The organism is Streptomyces sp. NPDC024698 (assembly GCF_055559015.1).
Genome location: NZ_JBVHLK010000007.1, coordinates 108,728 through 128,262 on the forward strand (window position 1 = coordinate 108,728; position 19,535 = coordinate 128,262).

At 71.4% G+C, this 19,535-nt stretch carries 18 protein-coding genes; 6 read left to right on the forward strand and 12 right to left on the reverse strand.

Features of this window, described 5'->3' with window-relative positions:
* Nucleotides 1-195: 195 nt before the first annotated feature.
* Nucleotides 196-798 carry a hypothetical protein gene (locus ACZ4AA_RS18500; RefSeq protein ID WP_467602701.1) on the reverse strand — a complete coding sequence of 201 codons (603 nt, stop codon included), beginning with the start codon at nt 796-798 and terminating at the stop codon, nt 196-198.
* Nucleotides 799-1,094: 296 nt separating this feature from the next.
* Between ACZ4AA_RS18500 and ACZ4AA_RS18505 the strand changes: the two genes are divergently transcribed.
* Complete coding sequence (locus tag ACZ4AA_RS18505) at nt 1,095-3,887, forward strand: penicillin acylase family protein (RefSeq protein WP_467602703.1); 2,793 nt, start codon at nt 1,095-1,097, stop codon at nt 3,885-3,887.
* 72 nt (nt 3,888-3,959) lie between these two features.
* Here the strand turns inward: ACZ4AA_RS18505 and ACZ4AA_RS18510 are convergent, their stop codons facing one another.
* Both ACZ4AA_RS18510 and ACZ4AA_RS18515 read right to left on the reverse strand, forming a co-directional pair.
* Nucleotides 3,960-5,273, reverse strand: a complete 1,314-nt coding sequence (locus ACZ4AA_RS18510) for a serine-threonine protein kinase (RefSeq protein WP_467602706.1) — start codon at nt 5,271-5,273, stop codon at nt 3,960-3,962.
* Nucleotides 5,274-5,399: 126 nt separating this feature from the next.
* Nucleotides 5,400-6,647 carry an exo-beta-N-acetylmuramidase NamZ family protein gene (locus tag ACZ4AA_RS18515; RefSeq protein ID WP_467602708.1) on the reverse strand — a complete coding sequence of 416 codons (1,248 nt, stop codon included), beginning with the start codon at nt 6,645-6,647 and terminating at the stop codon, nt 5,400-5,402.
* 228 nt (nt 6,648-6,875) lie between these two features.
* Between ACZ4AA_RS18515 and ACZ4AA_RS18520 the strand changes: the two genes are divergently transcribed.
* From ACZ4AA_RS18520 to ACZ4AA_RS18530, 3 genes are all read left to right on the forward strand, one after another.
* Nucleotides 6,876-7,640 (forward strand): SDR family oxidoreductase, encoded by a 765-nt coding sequence (locus ACZ4AA_RS18520; protein WP_467602710.1) that lies wholly within the window; start codon nt 6,876-6,878, stop codon nt 7,638-7,640.
* Nucleotides 7,637-9,298 (forward strand): AMP-binding protein, encoded by a 1,662-nt coding sequence (locus tag ACZ4AA_RS18525; protein ID WP_467602712.1) that lies wholly within the window; start codon nt 7,637-7,639, stop codon nt 9,296-9,298. The genes ACZ4AA_RS18520 and ACZ4AA_RS18525 overlap by 4 nt, the downstream gene beginning before the upstream one ends.
* Nucleotides 9,299-9,363: 65 nt before the next feature.
* Complete coding sequence (locus tag ACZ4AA_RS18530; RefSeq protein ID WP_362400234.1) at nt 9,364-9,957, forward strand: TetR/AcrR family transcriptional regulator; 594 nt, start codon at nt 9,364-9,366, stop codon at nt 9,955-9,957.
* Nucleotides 9,958-10,123: 166 nt separating this feature from the next.
* On the opposite strand, the gene ACZ4AA_RS18535 is transcribed toward ACZ4AA_RS18530, so the two are convergent.
* The 9 genes from ACZ4AA_RS18535 to ACZ4AA_RS18575 all read right to left on the reverse strand — a co-directional run bounded on the left by ACZ4AA_RS18535 (nt 10,124) and on the right by ACZ4AA_RS18575 (nt 16,351).
* Nucleotides 10,124-11,341, reverse strand: a complete 1,218-nt coding sequence (locus ACZ4AA_RS18535; RefSeq protein ID WP_467602715.1) for an acyl-CoA dehydrogenase family protein — start codon at nt 11,339-11,341, stop codon at nt 10,124-10,126.
* A 6-nt stretch (nt 11,342-11,347) separates the two neighbouring features.
* Complete coding sequence (locus ACZ4AA_RS18540) at nt 11,348-12,370, reverse strand: phosphotransferase family protein (protein ID WP_467602717.1); 1,023 nt, start codon at nt 12,368-12,370, stop codon at nt 11,348-11,350.
* Between the two features lie 117 nt (nt 12,371-12,487).
* Nucleotides 12,488-13,156: a dihydrofolate reductase family protein gene (locus ACZ4AA_RS18545; protein ID WP_467602719.1), complete on the reverse strand. Its 669-nt coding sequence runs from the start codon at nt 13,154-13,156 to the stop codon at nt 12,488-12,490.
* Nucleotides 13,156-13,662 (reverse strand): SRPBCC family protein, encoded by a 507-nt coding sequence (locus tag ACZ4AA_RS18550; protein WP_467602722.1) that lies wholly within the window; start codon nt 13,660-13,662, stop codon nt 13,156-13,158. The genes ACZ4AA_RS18545 and ACZ4AA_RS18550 overlap by 1 nt, the downstream gene beginning before the upstream one ends.
* Before the next feature lie 3 nt (nt 13,663-13,665).
* Nucleotides 13,666-14,007, reverse strand: a complete 342-nt coding sequence (locus ACZ4AA_RS18555) for an ArsR/SmtB family transcription factor (RefSeq protein WP_467602725.1) — start codon at nt 14,005-14,007, stop codon at nt 13,666-13,668.
* A gap of 70 nt (nt 14,008-14,077) precedes the next feature.
* Entirely contained in the window at nt 14,078-14,407 is a 330-nt protein-coding gene (locus ACZ4AA_RS18560; protein ID WP_467602727.1) for a DUF202 domain-containing protein, read from the reverse strand.
* Nucleotides 14,404-14,796 carry a YidH family protein gene (locus tag ACZ4AA_RS18565; protein WP_467602729.1) on the reverse strand — a complete coding sequence of 131 codons (393 nt, stop codon included), beginning with the start codon at nt 14,794-14,796 and terminating at the stop codon, nt 14,404-14,406. The genes ACZ4AA_RS18560 and ACZ4AA_RS18565 overlap by 4 nt, the downstream gene beginning before the upstream one ends.
* Before the next feature lie 106 nt (nt 14,797-14,902).
* Nucleotides 14,903-15,418: an NUDIX hydrolase gene (locus ACZ4AA_RS18570; RefSeq protein ID WP_467602732.1), complete on the reverse strand. Its 516-nt coding sequence runs from the start codon at nt 15,416-15,418 to the stop codon at nt 14,903-14,905.
* Nucleotides 15,419-15,457: 39 nt separating this feature from the next.
* Nucleotides 15,458-16,351, reverse strand: a complete 894-nt coding sequence (locus ACZ4AA_RS18575; RefSeq protein WP_467602734.1) for a DMT family transporter — start codon at nt 16,349-16,351, stop codon at nt 15,458-15,460.
* 306 nt (nt 16,352-16,657) lie between these two features.
* On the opposite strand from ACZ4AA_RS18575, the gene ACZ4AA_RS18580 reads away from it, so the two are divergent.
* Nucleotides 16,658-18,313 (forward strand): FAD-binding dehydrogenase, encoded by a 1,656-nt coding sequence (locus tag ACZ4AA_RS18580; protein ID WP_467602736.1) that lies wholly within the window; start codon nt 16,658-16,660, stop codon nt 18,311-18,313.
* 271 nt (nt 18,314-18,584) lie between these two features.
* Nucleotides 18,585-19,535, forward strand: a complete 951-nt coding sequence (locus ACZ4AA_RS18585; protein ID WP_467602738.1) for a hypothetical protein — start codon at nt 18,585-18,587, stop codon at nt 19,533-19,535.

A 19,535-nucleotide genomic window follows, 5' to 3' on the forward strand; every position in this document is an offset into this window, starting at 1 on the left:
ACCGCGCCGCATCGGCACGACGGCACCGCCGTGCCGATCCGGGCGCCGCTCGGACAGTCCGCGTCGGCCCCCGTCGGCGCGGGACATCCCCGACTGCCCCCGCGCCGCGCACCGCGCTTTTGGCCACGGGCCTACCGCGGCCGAGGGTTCACCCCCTGGTTCCGCCGCCCGGCCCCGGCCGGGCGGGCGGGGCGCTCACGCGGACACGAGCAGCCGGCCGCGCCGGGCGCCGGCCAGCGCCTCCGGGGTCAGGACGGGCCGCGGCACCACGATTCCGCAGCTCGTGCAGACGGGACCCGACGACGGTTCGTGGGCCAGGTCGTACAACCACAGGAGGCGCTCTCCGGCGCACACCGGGCAGAGGGCGCCCGGTGCGCGCTCCAGCGCGGCGATCAGCCGGCGCAGCACCTCCGCCAGCGGTTCATGAGGGTGGACGCGGGGGTTGTCGCACCAGGCGACGCCGAAACCGCCCCAGGTCAGCCGGTGCCAGTCGTCGACACTGCCCGGCCTGCGCAGCCCGTCGTGCTTCTCCTTCTTGCGGCGTTCGGCGAACTCGGCCTCGTAGGCGAGCCAGACGGAGCGGGCCTCCTCCAGTTCGTCCAGTGCGGCCACGAGCCGCGCCGGGTCGGGGGAACGGTCCTCGGGGTCGAATCCGGCCCGGGAACACAGATGGTCCCAGGTCGCCCGATGCCCGTAAGGGGCGAACCTCTCCAGGCACTTGCGCAGTGAGTACCGCCGCAGCGCCAGATCACACCTCGGATCTCGCGTCTGTCTCGCCAGACTCCGGAAACCGGCCATCGTCCTGCACCTCCGTCACACCTGCACCTGAACTCCGGTCACTTCGGCGCCGTCCCGTACGGACGTCGTCGAGTAGACGTATCGACAAGCGATTCGGCTCCATCCAATTTTCCGATGCCCCCTCAAGCCTCCCGCCGAGTGCCGAGGGCCCGCCTCACGTCACCGCCGGCCGGCCATCACGCCGGTCGCCCGGCGCACCATCACTCGTTGTGAATCCCAAAAACTGACGCATGTTCATCTTCAAACTCGGGGATACCGGCGGTAACGTCCGGCCACCCCCATCGGTAGGAGCCGACATGCCACCGAGCACCCCACGCACCACCCTGGACAGACTGAGAACTCCCCGCAGATTCCCCAAGTTCCTCAGGGCAGCATCCCTATGCGTGCTCATTGCCGGTCTTTTGTCGCCGCTTTCCCAGGCGGCCGCCGCGGACACCTCGACGGCGGCCGCCGCGAACGACTACTGCGGCGGTCAGTGCTCCGACATCCTGCCGCCCGGTGAGAACGGCAACGCCACCCTCGCCCAGATCCTGCTCAACCAGGTCTTCGGTACCCAGCCGGGTCACGCCGAGGACCAGCTCGGCCTGTACGGCAACCTGCCCTCCGGCTACTCCGGGCTCACCGACGCGAAGATCAACAACTTCTTCAACGACGCCTCCTTCGGCGTCGCCTCGGGCCAGGTCGAATCGACCACCAAGCCCGGCGGACGCACCGACGTGACGATCGTCCGCGACAAGAAGACGGGCGTCCCGCACATCACCGGCACCACCCGCTACGGCACCGAGTACGGCGCCGGTTACGCCGCGGCCCAGGACCGGCTGTGGCTGATGGACGTCTTCCGTCACGTCGGACGCGGCCAGCTGACCAGCTTCGCGGGCGGCGCGGCCTCCAACCAGGGCCTGGAGCAGGAGTTCTGGCGCAACGCGCCCTACACCGAGGCCGATCTCCAGGCCCAGATCGACGAGGCGACCAGCAGGGCCGGCTCCCGTGGCGCCCTGGCGCTCACCGACGCCAACGCCTACCTCGACGGCATCAACGCCTACATCGACGCCTCCGACAGCGGCCGCTACTTCCCCGGCGAATACGTCCTGACCGGCCACAAGGACTCCATCACCAACGCCGGCACCATCGACCACTTCAAGCTCACAGACCTGGTCGCGCTCGCCTCCGTCATCGGCTCGCTGTTCGGCTCCGGAGGCGGCGGCGAGGTCAACAACGCCCTCTCGCTGCTCGCCGCACAGAACCAGTACGGAGTGACCGAGGGCACCAAGGTCTGGGAGTCCTTCCGCGAGCGCAACGACCCGGAAGCGGCGCTCACCGTGCACAACGGCGAGAGCTTCCCGTACGCCGCGCGGCCCGACACCCCGCAGGGCGAGGCCCTGCCCGACGCCGGCTCGGTGACCTCGGAGCCGCTGGTCTACGACCGCACCGGCAGCGCGGCCACCGCGAGCGCCACCAGAGCCTCGGCCACGGCGGCCAGGACCTCGCTCACCTCCGCCAGGCGCGGGATGTCCAACGCCCTCGTGGTCAGCGGCAAGTACACCGCCAGCGGCCATCCGATCGCCGTCTTCGGTCCGCAGACCGGCTATTTCGCGCCACAGCTGCTCATGCTCCAGGAGATCCAGGGTCCGGGGATCAGCGCCCGCGGCGCCTCCTTCGCGGGCCTGAGCATGTACGTCGAACTCGGGCGCGGCCAGGACTACTCCTGGAGCGCGACGACCTCCGGCCAGGACATCATCGACACGTACGCCGTCGAACTGTGCCAGGACGACTACCACTACCTGTACCACGGCACCTGCACGGCGATGGACAAGGTCGAGCGGACCAACTCCTGGAAGCCGACCACCGCCGACGGCACCGCGGCCGGCTCGTACCGCATGCAGGTCTACCGGACCAAGTACGGACCCGTGGAGTACCGCGCGACGGTGGGCGGCAAGAAGGTCGCGTACACCACCCTGCGCAGCTCCTTCATGCACGAGGCCGACTCGATCATCGGCTTCCAGATGCTCAACGACCCGGACTACGTGAAGAGTCCGGCGACCTTCCAGAGCGCGGTGCAGAACATCAACTACACCTTCAACTGGTTCTACGCCGACTCGGCGCACACCGCCTACTACAACAGCGGTGACAACCCGGTGCGGGCGAACGGCGTCGACGCCGAGTTCCCGGTGTGGGCGCAGGCCGCCTACGAATGGCAGGGCTGGGACCCGGCCACCAACACCGCCGCCTACACCCCGGCGTCCGCGCACCCCAACTCGGTCGACCAGGACTACTACATCTCCTGGAACAACAAACAGGCCAAGGACTACACCACGGCCTCCTGGGGCGACGGCTCGGTGCACCGCGGCGACCTCCTGGAGGACCGGGTCTCCAAGCTGGTCGCGGCGGGCGGAGTCACCAGATCCGCGCTGGTGAAGGCGATGGCCGACGCGTCGGTCGCCGATCTGCGGGCCGAGGACGTGCTCCCGAACCTGCTCAAGGTCGTCAACAGCTCTCCGGTCACGGACACCGCGGCCGCGGCCGCGGTGAGCAAGCTGTCCGCCTGGGTGACGGCGGGCGCCAAGCGGACCGAGACCTCGGCGGGCTCGCACACCTACGCCGACGCCGACGCGATCCGCATCCTGGACGCCTGGTGGCCGCTGCTGGTGAAGGCGGAGTTCCAGCCGGGGCTCGGCAGCGACCTGTACACCGCGCTCGGCAGCAACCTCCCCGTGGACGAGGCGCCGTCCGCCGGGCACGGACCGACCGGCTCGCACGCCGGAAGCTCCTTCCAGTTCGGCTGGTGGAGCTATGTCGACAAGGACATCCGGTCGGTGCTCGGACAGTCCGTGCAGGGCCCCCTGCCGCGGACGTACTGCGGCGGGGGCAGCCTCAGTGCCTGCCGGGACGCCCTGATCAGCTCGCTGAAGGAGGCGGCGGGCAAGAGCGCGTCGACCGTCTACCCCGGCGACGACCAGTGCTCGGCGGGTGACCAGTGGTGCGCCGACTCGATCGTCCAGCGGACGCTCGGCGGCATCAAGCACGGCAAGATCACCTGGCAGAACCGGCCGACCTTCCAGCAGGTCGTCGAGTACACCTCGCACCGGTGAGCACGCCGGTGAGCACGCCGGGGGAGCGCAGGGACCGCTCCTAGAACCGGCCGGTTCCCAAGCGGCGGCGGGTCAGTGGACGCGGCCCGCCGCCAGCACCACCCGGGCCAGCTCACGATGACAGATGTCGCTGTGCGCACCCGCGGGCGCGCCGCCTCGGCACACCACCGAGGCGGCGTCGACGTTCACGCACCCCGAGACCGGCAGCCGGGTGCGCAGGGCCTCGGCGAGCGTGAACGACGCCGTCCCCGGCACCGCCTGCACCCCGTCGTGGCCCATCGCGCCCCACTGCGCGCCGAGCATGCCGCCGATACCGAAGTCCGCCACCACCGACCGGTCGTCCCCCGCCATCCGGGAGGCCAGCGGGTAGACCGTGCCCAGCGCCGAGTCGAAGTGGGAGTAGCAGCACACCAGCGGGCCGTCGATCCGGTGGTACTGCCCGTCCAGCACACCGCTCGCGCGCGGGTCGTGGGGCAGCCGTGGGGAGAACGCGTAGTGCGAGAAGGCGCCCTGGAGCAGCGTCACCGATTTGACCGTGTGGACCCCGGGGGGCAGCCCGCGCAGGGCGAAGGAGACCAGCCGGCCGCCGAAGCTGTGCCCCACCAGATGCACGCGCACCTCCGGTGCCGCCGCCGCGAGCAGGCCCACCGCCCGCCCGAGCCCGCGCTCGCCGACGGTGCCCGCGCGTCTCTTCATGGCGTAGTACGTGGCCTGGCGCAGCAGTTCGAGTGCCCCGTCCCACAGCCGGGGCAGCGCGAAGCCGGGGGCCTGCGCCCCGGCGAGCGCCTGCGCGAACTCCGCGCACACCGTCGCGGTGTCCCCGAAGAGCATCTCGGGATCGCTCTCCGGTACGCCCTCCGCGAGGGTGTCCGCGGCGAAGGAGGCCTGCGGGCCCTGCGGACGGACCTCGACGAGCAGCCGCACCAGACGGCCGAACTCCTCCAACGAGGCTCCCTCGTCCGGCTGTTGGTCGAGCAGCCGGGCGATCTGCTCGACCACGGTGGCGCGGCCGGGGAACACCTCCAGCAGGGCGTGCCGGGTGTTCTTGCCGAGCGGCGAGGCGCTGTCGTCGGTGAGGGCGGCGGCGGCCGACGCGGGGAAGTCGGGGATCGGTTCGTCCGAGAACCGCATCGAGGGCCACACCACTCCGACGTAGCCGAGGCGCGCGGTGGGAGCGAGTTCCGGGATAGGCGCGAAGAACTGGCTGAAGAGGCTGGTGGCCGCGGAGCGGTCGTTGTTCCAGCCGTGCGTGAAGACGATCAGGTCGCGGACCCCGCGCCGTGGCACCTCCTGGAGCCATCGGTCCCGTTCCCGGACGTCCGCGTCCCCGTCCGCGTCGAAGGTCAGCTCCCAGTAGGGAGAAACGCTCACTGCCGGTTCCGTCATGTCTGGCCCCCTGACCCCGCGGGCGATGCGATTGGGGCGCATCGTCCACCCTGCGGGGAAAGTTGGCCATACGTCACGACCTATCCGTCACGCACAAGTCACTCGTTCGTGCAAGAGGGCCCCCGATCACTTGTAGATGAGGTAGCGCTTGCGGACCGCGCGGAAGGCTTCCAGCTCGTCCTGCCAGGCCGCCACGACCTCGTCGGTGCCGGCGCCCGCGTCGATCATCGTGCGCACCAGCGCCGAGCCCGTCAGCTTGTCGATCCAGTCGTCGGAGCGCCAGGCGAAGCCGCTCCAGACCTTCTTCGCGGTCACCAGGAGGGCGATTCCGGTGCGTACGGGCTCGTAGGCGGCCCGGTCGTGCACATGGATCTGGACGCCTCCGACGGTCTTGCCCTGGAACTTGGAGAAGGTGGGGGCGAAGTACGCCTCTCTGAAGTGCACGCCGGGAAGGCCCAGTTCACCGGCCGCGGCGGCCCAGCGCCCGTCGAGGCCCTCTGCGCCCAGCAGTTCGAAGGGCCGGGTCGTGCCCCGCCCCTCCGAGAGGTTCGTCCCCTCGAACAGACAGGTCCCGGAGTACACCAACGCGGTGTCCGCCGTCGGCATGTTCGGGCTCGGCGGCACCCAGGGCAGGCCCGAGGCGTCGTAGAAGTCCCCGCGGTTCCAGCCCGACATGAGCACGGTGTCGAGTTCCACGGGTGAGGTCAGGAACTCCCCGTTGAAGAGCCGGGCCAGCTCCGCCACCGTCATCCCGTGCGCCTGCGCGATCGGCTGCCGCCCGACGAACGTCGCGAACTCCCTGTGCAGGACCGGCCCTCGGGCCGAGCGGCCGGTCACCGGGTTCGGCCGGTCGAGGACCACGAACCGCTTCCCGGCGAGCCGCGCGGCCTCCATGCAGTCGTACAGCGTCCAGATGTACGTGTAGAAGCGCGCCCCCACGTCCTGGATGTCGAAGACGACGGTGTCCACGCCCGACGCGGTGAACACGTCGGCGAGGGACTGACCGCTCTTCAAGTACGTGTCGTAGACGGGCAGTCCGGTCGCCGGGTCGTCGTAACGGCCCTCGGATCCGCCCGCCTGCGCGGTGCCCCGGAAACCGTGCTCGGGTCCGAAGACGGCCGTCAGGTCCACCCGGGCGTCGGCGTGCATGACGTCGACGATGTGCCGGACGTCCCGGGTGACGCCCGTGGGGTTGGTGACGATCCCGACGCGCCGCCCGCCGAGCCGCGCGTACCCGTTCCCGGCCAGGCGCTCGAACCCGGTGCGCAGCCGGGTGCCGGGGTTCGCGGCCCGCCCCGCCGCCTCGGCGGGCAGCGGGGTCAGGGCGGCCGCGGCGGTGCCGGCCGTGAGCAGTGACCGTCGGGACAGGCGCATGGTGGGACCTCCGTGATCGCGGAAGGCTGGCACGAGCACGCTAGGCGCTTGCGGGGGAAGTTCGTAGGGCACGAACACCGTCGGCCTGTCGCGGCTCCGTGCGGGGCTGCCGGGGCGGACGTGACGCAGGCCGCTCGTGCGGCGGCCTGGAACCCTTCCCTTGCTACATACCGACTGGTTAGTCTGGCATCGCAGCAGAGCCGTGTCACGTCGCGTCGAAGGAGACCCGTGGTGGAAGCCATGCAGGGTGCGGGAGTCGTCGTCACCGGAGCGGGGGGCGGGATCGGGGCCGCGCTGGCCCGCAGATTCGCCGCCGAGGGAGCGCGGGTGGTGGTCAACGACCTCGACGCCGGCAGGGTGAAGGCCGTGGCCGACGAGATCGGCGGCATCGCGGTCGTCGGCGACGCCTCCGGGATCGTGGCCGAGGCCCGGGACGCACTCGGCGGCACCGTGGACGTCTACTGCGCGAACGCGGGCGTCGGCTCGGGCGGCTCCGAGGCCGCCGACGAGAGCGTGTGGGCCCTGGCCTGGGACGTCAACGTGATGGCCCATGTCCGCGCCGCCCACGCGCTGCTCCCGGACTGGCTGGAGCGCGGCAGCGGCCGGTTCGTCTCGACCGTCTCCGCCGCCGGACTGCTCACGATGATCGGCGCCGCCCCGTACAGCGTCACCAAGCACGGCGCCTACGCCTTCGCCGAGTGGCTGTCCCTGACCTACCGCCACCGCGGGGTGAAGGTGCACGCCATCTGCCCCCAGGGTGTGCGCACCGACATGCTGGAGGCCACCGGCAGCGCGGGCGACCTGGTGCTCCAGCCGACCGCCATCGAGCCCGGGGCCGTCGCCGACGCGCTCATGAAGGGCATCGAGGAGGACCGCTTCCTGGTCCTGCCGCACCCCGAGGTCGCCGCCTACTACCAGGCGCGGGCCGCCGACCCCGACCGCTGGATGACGAACATGAACCACCTCCAGCAGAAGTGGGAGGCCGCCGAATGACCCGCTACGCGGACCGGCCCTGGACCGCGCTGCTCAGCGAGGCGCAGCGCGGCCCGGTGAACCCCGCCGACACCCTGGTGCACGCCCTCGCGGAGGTGACCGCCCGCACCCCGGACCGCACCGCGCTCGCCTACTTCGACGGGCGGACGGACTACCGCGAACTCGACGAGCTGAGCGACTCCGTGGCCGGGCACCTCGCCGCCCGGGGCGTGGAACGGGGTGACCGGGTCGCGGTCATGCTCCAGAACTCCCCGCACTTCGTGATCGCCCTGCTCGGCGCGTGGAAGGCCGGCGCGACCGTCGTACCGGTCAACCCGATGTACAAGTCCGGCGAGGTCCGGCACGTCCTGCACGACGCCGAGGTCGCCGCCCTCGTCTGCTCCGACCGCGCCTGGGACGCCTATCTGCGCGAGACCGCCGCCGACTCGCCCGTACGCGTCGTCCTCACGGCCTGTGAACTCGACCTCCAGACCCGGAACGACCCGCGCGTCCTGACCTTCGAGCGCCTGCCCCTCGACGAGGCCGCCGACGACCTCCTCGCCGTCGCCCGGCAGGGGCACAAGGCGCCCGGCGACCGTGTCCTCGGCCCGTCGGACATCGCGCTGATCAGCTACACGTCGGGCACCAGCGGCACCCCCAAGGGAGCCACCAACACGCACGGCAACATCATGTACAACGCCGAACGCCAGCGGACCGGCCTCGCGCTGCCCGAGGCGCCCGTGTACTTCGCGCTGGCGCCGCTGTTCCACATCACCGGAATGGTCTGCCAGCTCGCCGCCTGCCTCGACAGCGCCGGCACCCTGGTCCTCGCCTACCGCTTCGAGGCCGGGGTCGTCCTGGAGGCCTTCGCCGAGCACCGGCCGCTCTACACCGTCGGCCCCTCGACCGCCTTCATGGCCCTGGCCGCCCACCCGGACGTCACACCGGACCACTTCTCGTCCTTCGCCAACATCTCCTCCGGCGGTGCCCCGCTGCCGCCCGCCCTCGTCGAACGGTTCCGGGCCGGCTTCGGGCCGTACATCCGCAACGGCTACGGGCTCACCGAGTGCACCGCGCCCTGTGCCTCCGTGCCACCGGGTCTCGAAGCGCCGGTGGACCCCGCCTCCGGGACCCTCGCCGTGGGCGTGCCGGGACCGGACTCCGTCGTCCGCATCGTCGACGACCTGGGCGAGGAGGTCCCCTTCGGCGAGCAGGGCGAGATCCTCGTCAGCGGTCCGCAGGTGGTGCCCGGCTACTGGCGCCGCCCCGAGGCGACCGCCGAGACCTTCCCGGACGGCGAACTGCGCACCGGGGACATCGGCTTCATGGACGAGAACGGCTGGCTCTACGTCGTCGACCGCAAGAAGGACATGATCAACGCGTCCGGCTTCAAGGTCTGGCCCCGCGAGGTCGAGGACGTCCTGCACACCCACCCGGCGGTCCGCGAGGCCGCCGTCGTCGGGATCCCGGACGGCTACCGGGGGGAGACCGTCATGGCGTACATCAGCCTGCGGCCCGGAGCCACCGAGGATCCCGAGGCGCTGGCCGCCTACTGCAAGGAGAGACTGGCCGCGTACAAATATCCGCGGCGGGTGGAGATCCTGCCCGAACTGCCGAAGACGGCGAGTGGGAAGATCCTCCGGCGGGAGCTGCGTTCCCGGCCACGGGACTCCCAGTAGTCTCCAGGACTCCTCGCGGACGACAGACGACGTTCGACCCAACGCACGGAAAGCAGGTGGCGGCAGTGCCCAGGACGACGGACGGTGACGGGACTCCTGTCCCGCAGAGACTCCTTGCCGCCGCCACCCGGCTCTTCGCGGAGCAGGGCTACGACCGCACGTCGGTGCAGGAGATCGTCGAGGCGGCAGGCGTCACCAAGGGGGCGCTCTACCACTACTTCGGCTCCAAGGACGACCTCCTGCACGAGGTCTACGCCCGCGTGCTGCGCCTCCAGCAGGAGCGGCTCGACGCGTTCGCCGACGCGGACGCGCCCGTCGAGGAGCGGCTGCGGCGCGCGGCGGCCGACGTGGTCGTCACGACCATCGACAACCTCGACGACGCCTCGATCTTCTTCCGGTCGATGCATCAGCTCGGGCCCGAGAAGCTCAAGCAGGTGCGATCGGAGCGGCGCCGCTATCACGAGCGTTTCCGCGCGCTGGTCGAGGAGGGCCAGAAGAAGGGCGTCTTCTCCACGGCCACTCCCGCCGACCTGGTCGTCGACTACCACTTCGGCTCGGTCCACCACCTGTCCACGTGGTACCGCCCGGACGGCCCCCTCGCTCCCCAGGAGGTCGCCGACCACCTGGCCGACCTGCTGCTCCGCGCCCTGCGCCCGTAGCAAGCTCTGTCCTCGATCGCCGGACGGGCTGAAACTTTCCGGCGCCGGAGGAGAGAATTCAGCTCCTCCGGCGTTTGAGGAGCGGGGGTCCGGGGGCAGCGCCCCCGGGTACGGGTCGGGCAGGGGCGGAGGGGGCGAAGAACTCTCCCCTCCGCCCCCACCGGCGTCACACGTGCTTCTTGATCTCCCGGTGGGCCAGCGAGCGCTGGTGGACCTCGTCGGGGCCGTCCGCGAGCTTCAGGGTCCGCGCGGCGGCCCACAGCTCGGCCAGCGGGAAGTCCTGGCTGACACCACCCGCACCGTGCAGCTGGACCGCCTTGTCGAGGATGTCCACGACCGCGCGCGGAGTGGCGATCTTGATGGCCTGGATCTCGGTGTGGGCCCCCTTGTTGCCCACCGTGTCCATCATCCAGGCCGTCTTCAGGACCAGCAGTCGCAGCTGCTCGACGGTGACCCGGGCATCGGCGATCCAGTTCTGCACGACACCCTGCTGGGCCAGCGGCTTGCCGAACGCCGTACGCGACACCGCCCGGCGGCACATCAGCTCGATGGCACGCTCGGCCATGCCGATCAGCCGCATGCAGTGGTGGATCCGGCCCGGACCGAGCCGTGCCTGCGCGATGGCGAAACCGCCGCCCTCCTCGCCGATCAGATTGCTCGCCGGGACCCGGACGTGGTCGAAGACGACCTCGGCGTGCCCGCCGTGCGAGTGGTCCTCGTAGCCGTACACCTGCATGGCACGCCGTACTTCCAGGCCCGGCGTGTCGCGCGGGACCAGGATCATCGACTGCTGGCGGCGGATGTCCGCGCCGTCCGGGTCCGTCTTGCCCATCACGATGAAGATCTTGCAGTCGGGGTTCATCGCCCCGGAGATGTACCACTTGCGGCCGGTGACGACGTACTCTCCCCCACCGTCCCGCTCGATCAGCGTGGTGATGTTCGTGGCGTCGGAGGAGGCGACCTCGGGCTCCGTCATCGCGAACGCGGAACGGATCTCCCCGGCGAGCAGCGGCTCCAGCCACTGCTTGCGCTGCGCCTCGTCACCGAACTGGGCGAGCACCTCCATGTTCCCGGTGTCCGGGGCGGCGCAGTTCAGCGCGGTGGGCGCCAGATGCGGGCTGCGGCCGGTGATCTCGGCGAGCGGCGCGTACTGGAGGTTGGTCAGCCCGGCACCGTACTCGGAGTCCGGCAGGAACAGGTTCCACAGACCCTGCCTGCGGGCCTCGGCCTTCAGCTCGCCGACCACGGCGGGCGTGTCCCACGGCGAGGCCAGCAGAGCGCGCTGCTCCTCGGCGACGGCCTCCGCCGGGTACACGTACTCGTCCATGAAGGCGAGCAGCTTCCCGCGCAGCTCTTCGGTGCGCGCGTCGAATGCGAAGTCCATTGCGGGTCAGCCTTCCTGAAGGGTGGTCAGGCCGTGCTCGATGAAGGCGGGGACCAGTTCGCCGATGCGGTCGAAGCCGCCGCCGACCGTCTGCCCCTTGGTGTAGCGGTAGTGGATGCCCTCCAGGATCACGGCGAGCTTGAACCAGGCGAAGGCCGTGTACCAGGAGACCGCGGAGACGTCGCGCCCCGAGCGCGCGGCGTACCGTTCGACGATCTCGGCGGCCTCGGGGTGCCCGGCGGCCGAAGCGGTCGTGCTGATGGGGGAGTCGGGCAGTTCCAGGCGCGTGCTGTACATGACGAGCAGCCCGAGGTCGGTGAGCGGATCGCCGAGCGTGGACATCTCCCAGTCCAGGATCGCCCTGATCCGGTCGTCGGGTCCGATCAGCACGTTGTCGAGCCGGTAGTCGCCGTGGACGACGGTGGGCGCGGGGGAGGTGGGCAGTTCGCGGCCCAGGGCGGCGTGCAGTTCGTCGATGCCTGCCAGCTCGCGGTTGCGCGACGCGTCCAACTGCTTTCCCCAGCGCCGCAGTTGCCGGTCGAGGAAGCCCTCAGGGCGGCCGAAGTCGGCGAGTCCGACCTCGGCGGGGTCCACCGCGTGCAGTTCGACCAGGGTGTCCACCAGGCCGAGCACCGCGTCGCGGGTGCGCTGCGGGCCGAGCGGGGCGAGCTGGTCGGCGGTGCGGTACGGGGTGCCCTCCACGAACTCCATGACGTAGAACGGGGCGCCGAGCACCGACTCGTCCTCGCACAGGAGCACGGGGTCGGGGACCGGCACGGCCGTCGGGTGCAGCGCGCTGATCACCCGGTGTTCGCGCCTCATGTCGTGCGCGGTCGCCAGCACATGGCCGAGCGGGGGCCGTCGTACGACCCAGCGGCCGGTGCCGTCGGTGACCGCGTAGGTGAGGTTCGACCGTCCGCCCTCGATCAGCCGGCCGGTCAGCGGACCGGTCACGAGTCCGGGCCGCTCACGGTCGAGCAGGCCGCGCAGCCGGTCGAGATCGAGACCTGGCGGGTGGTCCGGGCTCATCATTGCTCCTCAGCACACGGGAACGGGACATCGACCATGATGCCGACCAGTCGGTATGTCGTCCAGCGGCTGACCGAAACGTGATCGGCGTCTCGCCCGGGCGGAGCGGTGGCGCGGCTACCGCGGGTGTACGGCGTAGGTCAGGTGCGTCACGCGCGACGACGGCTCCGAGCGGAGCGGCTCCAGCGCGATCCGGGACGCGTCCACGCCGTCGAAGAGGCGGGTGCCGGCGCCGAACAGCACCGGAGACACCGTGACCGAGAACTCGTCGACCAGGCCGGCGTTCAGGTACTCGAGGATCGTCGCGCCCCCGCCGGCGATACGGACGTCGCGGTCGCCCGCGGCCTCGCGGGCCCGGTCGAGGGCGTGCTCGACGCCGTCGTCGACGAAGTGGAAGGTGGTGCCGCCGGGCCGCTCCCACGGGTCGCGCCGGCTGTGCGTCACGACGAAGACCGGGGTGTGGAAGGGCGCGTCCTCGGGCCATGACCGCTCGCCGAGATCGAACATGCGCCTGCCCATGACGCTCGCGCCGGTGCGCTCGAACGTCTCCCGCGCGATGTCGTTGTCGACGCCCTCCTCGCCGCCCTCGCCCAGCCCCAGGTTCTCCCGGAAGAACCGCTGCGGGAAGATCCACTGCTGGAGCTCCATCCACTGCGCCATCCAGCGCCGGACGTCGGGGTCGTCCTGCCGGTCCGGCGAGAAGAGCTCGTTCTCGACGGGGACGGGCTCGGGCGCGACGAAGCCGTCCAGCGACATCGACACGCTGAAGAACACCTTCCCGGCCATCAGTCCTCAGCTCCCTTCGCGAGGGTCTCGGTGACATAGGCGGCCAGGTTGCCCAGGGTCTGCCGGCCGCCCTCGACCGCGCGGTACTTCTCGACCGCCTCGTCGCGCAGTTCCTTCGTCGGGAACACCGTGTGCATCACGATCCGGGTCCCCGCCCCGTTGCGCGCGAAGGTCAGGACCGACGCGAAGGCGTCCGGGTCGTCGCGGCGCTCGCCGTGCAGCAGCTCGATCCGCTCCGGCGGGACGATCCGCACCCAGCGGATCCACTCGGGGTAGTCGGTCCCGTCCGGCCCGTGCAGCACGAAGACCCACTCCCCGCCCTCGCGGAACGCGAAGGACCGCGTGGTGGTGGTGAACCCCTCCGGACCCCACCACCGCGCCAGGTGCCGGACCTCGGTGAACGCCTCGAACACCAGCTCCCGCGGGGCGTCGACGACCCGGGAGATCACGATCTCCCGGTCGGCCGTCGCCGACTCCGCCCGCGCCTGTCGCCCTGTTCCCGTCATCGGTCAGTCCTCCTGCCGTGTCTGCTTGAGGTCCTGCACATAGGTGTCGAGCCGGTCGAAGCTCTCGTTCCAGAACCGCTCGAAGCCGCCGACCCACTCGTGGATCGGCCGCAGCCCGCGGGCGTCGAGGCCGTAGAGGCGCTGCTTGCCCGCCTCGCGGACCCGCACCAGCCCCACCTCCCGGAGCACCCGCAGATGCTTGGACGCCCCCGGCTGGCTCATCCCCAGCTCCTGGGCCACATCGGTCACCGGCCGCTCACCCGCCCGCAGCAGCACCAGGATGTCCCGGCGCTGCGGTTCCGCTATCGCGTTGAACGCGTCCGACGTCGTCGCTGCTCGTGCCATGGCAGCCATCGTATTCCCATATCGGAATACATCAAGCGGACCTCGGCCCGGAACACGCCTCGTGTCGTGCCTAGAACACCAGCGCCGCCGCGCACACGGCCAGCGCCACCGTGCACAGCGCCGCCGCCGCCGTGTGCCCGGGCGTGAGCGCGGACGGCCCCGCCGGGCCGGCGGCCGCCAGGGCGCGGATGCGGCGATGGGCGAGGGCCAGGAACAGCAGCCAGAGAAGGCAGCAGAGCGCGAAGGCCACGATCCCGGCGTCCGAGTGCCGCTCGTGCAGGGCCGCCCTCGCGGCGAGCACGGCGGCGACGGTGCAGGAGAGGGTCGTACGGCGCCAGGCCAGCCGGGTGCGCTCCGGCTGGAGGCCCGGGTCGCGCTCGTCCCTCGGCGGCGGGCTCATCCCGCCCAGCCGACGAGGACGACGACGACCATCGCGACCGCGACGATCGCGACGACGATGCTCAGCACCGCCGGGAACCGTGACACCGGAAGGTCCTCGCCTCGTCGCATCGCCCGCTCGCAGCGCACCCAGTGGTTCACGGCGCGCAGCGCGCAGAGCACGCCCGAGGCCAGCAGCGCCAGGGCGAGGCCCGCGCGCCAGGCCCAGCGCAGGTCCGGCAGGAACTGGTCCACGGCGAAGCCGCCGCCGATGAGCGCGAGCGCGGTGCGCAGCCAGGCCAGGAAGGTCCGCTCGTTGGCCAGGGAGAACCGGTAGTCCGGGGTCGTGCCCTCGTGCCGGATCTCCCGCGGCGCGAACCACATCCGGACGTTGCGCACGAGTTCGATCACGCCCAGGACCCTACCGCCGAGCCCGGCGCGGGGCTCCCCGGGTGCCCGTACGGGAAGCCCGGCGCGGGCGTCCCTGATCCCGCCCGGCCGCGTTCGGCCGGACGGATCAGTCCATCGCCCGGTAGTCCCTGAGCCGCTCGCGGGCCGCCAGGCCGTCCGGCACCCAGGTCCATTCGTCCAGCCTGCGCTCCACCTCGTCGTCGGTGAGGAAGTCGTGCCAGGCGACCTCCTCGGCCTGCGGGTTCACCGGGAGCTCGCAGCGGACCTCGTACACGGCCGACCACCAGCTCGCGCCGGCCCCGTCGTCGTACAGGAACGTGAACAGGGGGGTCGGGCGCGGGAGCCCGGAGACGCCGAGTTCCTCCTCGGCCTCGCGGAGCGCCGCGTCGTCGTAGGACTCGCCCGCGCCGACGACCCCGCCGACGAACATGTCGTAGAACGAGGGGAACACCAGCTTGGTGGCGGTGCGCCGGTGGACGAAGACCCGGCCTTGGGCGTCCCGTGCCTCGATGAACACGCACCGGTGGCGCAGCCCGCGCGCGTACGCCTCCCCGCGCGGGGACTGCCCGATGATCTCGTCGTTCTCGTCCACGATGTCGAGGATCTCGTCAGCGGCACTCATGGGATCCATCCAAGCAGCTCCCGGCGGCCCGGGGGCCGGTCAGTGCGGCTGGAGGTCCCGGGAGCGCTCCGGCTCCGTCGTGCCCGAGGGCATCGCCGGGTGCATGCCCAGCAGGATGATCCCCGTCACGATGCCCGCGAGCCCCGCGGCCTGCCAGGCGAGGGCGCCGGGGTCGGTGCGCAGCTGGTCCCCGAGGAATCCCACCCCGCAGACGATCCCGGCGAGCGGCTGGGCGGCGGTGAGCGCGGGCAGCGACATCCGCAGCGGCGCGGTCTCGAAGGCGCTCTGGACGAGGATCAGCCCGCTCACGCCGAGGACGAGCACCGCGTACGGCTGCCAGCCGGTCAGCAGCTCGCCCATACCGCCCGCGCTGAACCGCTGGCCGCTGACCCGGGTGAGGGCGTCCTGGAGGCCGTAGAGCAGCCCCGCGGCGGTGGCGAGGAGGACGGGGCCGGCGCTGAGCCGGGACCGTTTCGCGAAGGTGGTGAGCAGCAGCGCGAGACCGACCACGATCCCGATGATCAGCCAGTGCCGCAGCGGGTCGTCGATGGCCTCCCCGCCCTGTGGCTGCCCGGCCACGATGAACGCCGAGACTCCGCCCGCGAGCAGCAGGAGCCCGGCCCAGCCCTGCCGGCCGAGCGGCTGTTTGGTCTGATGCCGGGAAAGAGCGAGCGCGAAGAGCAGGTTGGTCGCCAGGAGTGGCTCGACCAGCGACACCTCGCCGTTGCCGAGCGCGATCGCCCCGAGCACCATGCCGCACACCATGAGCCCGATGCCGCCCAGCCAGCGCGGGACACGGATCAGGTCGATCAGGATGCGGGGCGAGAGGAAGTCGCTCAGCGGGGCGTGCGAGGCGGCGTTCTGCTGGAGCACGAAGCCGAAGCCGAGACAGCAGGCGGCGCTCACCGAGAGGACCAGAACCAGTACCGACACGCTGGGTACCTCGATGCGTCAGGAGTCGGGGCGGGCCAGTGGTGCGTATGCCGCCGACTGTAGTGCCAAGGGCCGGGGCCCCGCCCCGGGAGTAACCGGAACCAGGCGGTTGACTCGGTCACCTTTCTTGCCGAGTATTCGGACCGATCAGTAACAAGTGCTGGTCGGCCGCGCGGTCGACCACCACCGTCACCACCAATGTCTCACCAACCAGCGACGCCGCCGATCGGTTCGTGACAAACGTCATCAGGTCGTCCCCGTGACGCCGGCCCGGTCAGACCCGTCGGAATGCGAGAGGACGGGCCCATGGCCTACGACGCAGATGTGATCGTCATCGGAGCGGGGCTCGCGGGCCTCGCGGCGACCGCGGAGCTCGTCGACGCCGGCCGCAGGGTGATCCTTCTCGACCAGGAGCCCGAGCAGTCGATCGGCGGCCAGGCGCACTGGTCCTTCGGCGGGCTCTTCTTCGTGGACTCGCCCGAGCAGCGCCGCATGCGGATCAAGGACACGCACGAGCTGGCCCTCCAGGACTGGATGGGCACGGCCGGCTTCGACCGGCCCGAGGACCACTGGCCGCGCCGCTGGGCCGAGGCGTACGTGGACTTCGCGGCGGGCGAGAAGCGGTCCTGGCTGCACGCGCAGGGTGTGCGCTTCTTCCCGGTGGTGGGCTGGGCCGAACGCGGCGGCTACGACGCCAACGGGCACGGCAACTCGGTGCCCCGCTTCCACATCACCTGGGGGACCGGTCCCGGCCTCGTCGCTCCCTTCGAGCGCCGGGTACGGGAAGGCGTGGCCCGCGGACTGGTCGAGCTGCGCTTCCGGCACCGGGTCACCGGCCTGTCCCGCAGCGCGGGCTCCGTCGACACCGTCACGGGGGAGGTCCTGGAGCCGTCCGGCATCGAGCGCGGCCAGGCCAGCAGCCGTGCGGTCACCGGTTCCTTCGAGCTCCGCGCCCAGGCCGTGATCGTGACCTCCGGCGGCATCGGCGGCAACCACGACCTCGTACGGGCCAACTGGCCCGAGCGGCTCGGCACCCCGCCCGAGCGGATGATCTCGGGTGTGCCCGCGCACGTCGACGGCGCCATGCTCGGGATCGCCGAGGGGGCCGGCGCCCGCCTCATCAACCGCGACCGCATGTGGCACTACACCGAGGGCATCCAGAACTGGAACCCCATCTGGGACAAGCACGGCATCCGCATCCTGCCGGGCCCCTCCTCCCTGTGGCTGGACGCCCGCGGCAACCGGCTGCCGGTCCCGCTCTTCCCGGGCTTCGACACGCTCGGCACCCTCGAACACATCATGAGGACCGGGTACGACTACACCTGGTTCGTGCTGGACCAGAAGATCATCGGCAAGGAGTTCGCCCTCTCCGGCTCGGAGCAGAACCCCGATCTGACCGGCAAGTCCATCAGGGGCGTCATCGGACGGGCCCGCGCGGACGTGCCAGGACCGGTCAAGGCGTTCATGGACAACGGCGTCGACTTCGTCGTCGAGAAGGACCTCGGCGCGCTGGTGCGCGGGATGAACGCGCTCACCGAGAAGCCGCTCATCGACGAGGCGGCGCTGCGCCACGAGATCGTCGCGCGGGACCGGGAGATCGCCAACCCGTTCACCAAGGACCTCCAGGTCATGTCGATCCGCGGGGCCCGCAACTACCTCGGCGACAAGCTGATCCGCACGGCGCCCCCGCACCGCATCCTCGACCCCGCGGCCGGCCCGCTGATCGCGGTACGCCTGAACATCCTGACCCGCAAGACCCTCGGCGGTCTGGAGACCGACCTGTCCTCGCGGGTGCTGACCGAGGGCGGCGACCCGCTGGAGGGTGTGTACGCCGCCGGTGAGGCCGCCGGATTCGGCGGCGGCGGTGTCCATGGATACCGGTCGCTCGAAGGCACCTTCCTCGGCGGCTGCCTCTTCTCCGGCCGCACGGCGGGCCGGGCGGCGGCCGAGGCGCTCGGCTGATCACGGCCGACGTCCATGTCGTCGGACACGGGCCGCCGTTGCCATCAGGACAACGGCGGCCCGCCGACGTTCCGGGGCAGCGGCACGGCCCAAGTCGGGTGGAAAAGGTGCCTGTTCAGGACTTTGTGGGACGGCGCGAGAGTAACTGGCCTGTACACGGGAGCAGTTGACACGTGTAGCGACTTGGCCTGAGCTTGACTTGAATGCCTGGCTCCGGGTTTGCTGTGTGTGATCACCCTTTGACGAACCGCGCCTGTGAGGTTGAGCAGCGGTGTCACCACCCCCACCTCCCCTGGGCCGCGGCCGCAAGCGGACGTCCCAGGCCTTCGACGCCGCTCTCGACGACGCCGAACTCGTTGCCGCACGTACCTCGTTGAACCAGGGGCGGTGGACCGACGTCCGCGACCTGCTCGCCGCGACCGGTGACGACTGGGACCGCCGCGGGCACCGCGTGACCGTCCTCGCGCAGGAGCCCGCGACGCTCGCCTGGGTCCGCGACTGGCAGCTCGCCGAACCGGAGTCCGCCGACGCCGCCGTGCTGCTCGGCTGCGCCACCGTGGAACGCGCCCTGCACGGCAAGGAGCGCCCGGACAGCGCCCGCGAGGCCTGCCGTCGCGCGGCGGACCTCGTCCCCGACGACCCCACCCCCTGGCTCGGGCTCCTGCTCCTCGAACGCGTCCTCGGCGCCGAGGACGACGTGGTCCGCCTCTTCGACGAGGTGCGCCACCGGCACGCCGTCCACCACCACGCGCACCATCTGATGGTCGCCCGGCTCGCCGAGCGCCGCGCCGCGGCGGGCCAGGACCCGCTGCACGAGGTGTACGACTTCGCCAACTGGTCGGCCGAGCAGGCGCCCGACGACTCGCCGCTCGCGATCCTTCCGGTCGTCGCGCACGCCGAGCGCTACCGGGTGCTCGCCGGCGCCGGGAGCGAGGCCCCCGACCCGGTCACCTCGGGACACTGGGCAGGGCGCCGGGCCCGCCAGGTGATGAAGGCCGCCTTCGACTGGTGGCTCGAATGGCAGCAGGGCGACCACCCGCGCCGGCTCGTCGACCTCAACTACCTCGCCCACGCCAAGATCTGCGAAGGCCGGGACGGCGAGGCCGCCGCCCTGTTCCTGCGCATCGCGGAGCACCCGACCGCGGCTCCGTGGTCCTACCCGGACCGCGACGGGTACCAGGCCTTCCGTGCCGCGCGCGACCGCGTGCTCGGCACGGTGTGA

What these genes read in the sequence shown, in the direction of transcription:
- ACZ4AA_RS18510 (WP_467602706.1), bottom strand. Translation starts at nt 5,273, where the DNA reads ATGACGGAACCGGCAGTGAGCGTTTCTCCCTACTGGGAGCTGACCTTC.
- ACZ4AA_RS18525 (WP_467602712.1), top strand. Translation starts at nt 7,637, where the DNA reads ATGACCCGCTACGCGGACCGGCCCTGGACCGCGCTGCTCAGCGAGGCG.
- ACZ4AA_RS18545 (WP_467602719.1), bottom strand. Translation starts at nt 13,156, where the DNA reads ATGGCCGGGAAGGTGTTCTTCAGCGTGTCGATGTCGCTGGACGGCTTC.
- ACZ4AA_RS18555 (WP_467602725.1), bottom strand. Translation starts at nt 14,007, where the DNA reads ATGGCACGAGCAGCGACGACGTCGGACGCGTTCAACGCGATAGCGGAA.
- ACZ4AA_RS18570 (WP_467602732.1), bottom strand. Translation starts at nt 15,418, where the DNA reads ATGAGTGCCGCTGACGAGATCCTCGACATCGTGGACGAGAACGACGAG.
- ACZ4AA_RS18580 (WP_467602736.1), top strand. Translation starts at nt 16,658, where the DNA reads ATGGCCTACGACGCAGATGTGATCGTCATCGGAGCGGGGCTCGCGGGC.
- ACZ4AA_RS18535 (WP_467602715.1), bottom strand. Translation starts at nt 11,341, where the DNA reads ATGGACTTCGCATTCGACGCGCGCACCGAAGAGCTGCGCGGGAAGCTG.
- ACZ4AA_RS18540 (WP_467602717.1), bottom strand. Translation starts at nt 12,370, where the DNA reads ATGAGCCCGGACCACCCGCCAGGTCTCGATCTCGACCGGCTGCGCGGC.
- ACZ4AA_RS18515 (WP_467602708.1), bottom strand. Translation starts at nt 6,647, where the DNA reads ATGCGCCTGTCCCGACGGTCACTGCTCACGGCCGGCACCGCCGCGGCC.
- ACZ4AA_RS18500 (WP_467602701.1), bottom strand. Translation starts at nt 798, where the DNA reads ATGGCCGGTTTCCGGAGTCTGGCGAGACAGACGCGAGATCCGAGGTGT.
- ACZ4AA_RS18505 (WP_467602703.1), top strand. Translation starts at nt 1,095, where the DNA reads ATGCCACCGAGCACCCCACGCACCACCCTGGACAGACTGAGAACTCCC.
- ACZ4AA_RS18560 (WP_467602727.1), bottom strand. Translation starts at nt 14,407, where the DNA reads ATGAGCCCGCCGCCGAGGGACGAGCGCGACCCGGGCCTCCAGCCGGAG.
- ACZ4AA_RS18550 (WP_467602722.1), bottom strand. Translation starts at nt 13,662, where the DNA reads ATGACGGGAACAGGGCGACAGGCGCGGGCGGAGTCGGCGACGGCCGAC.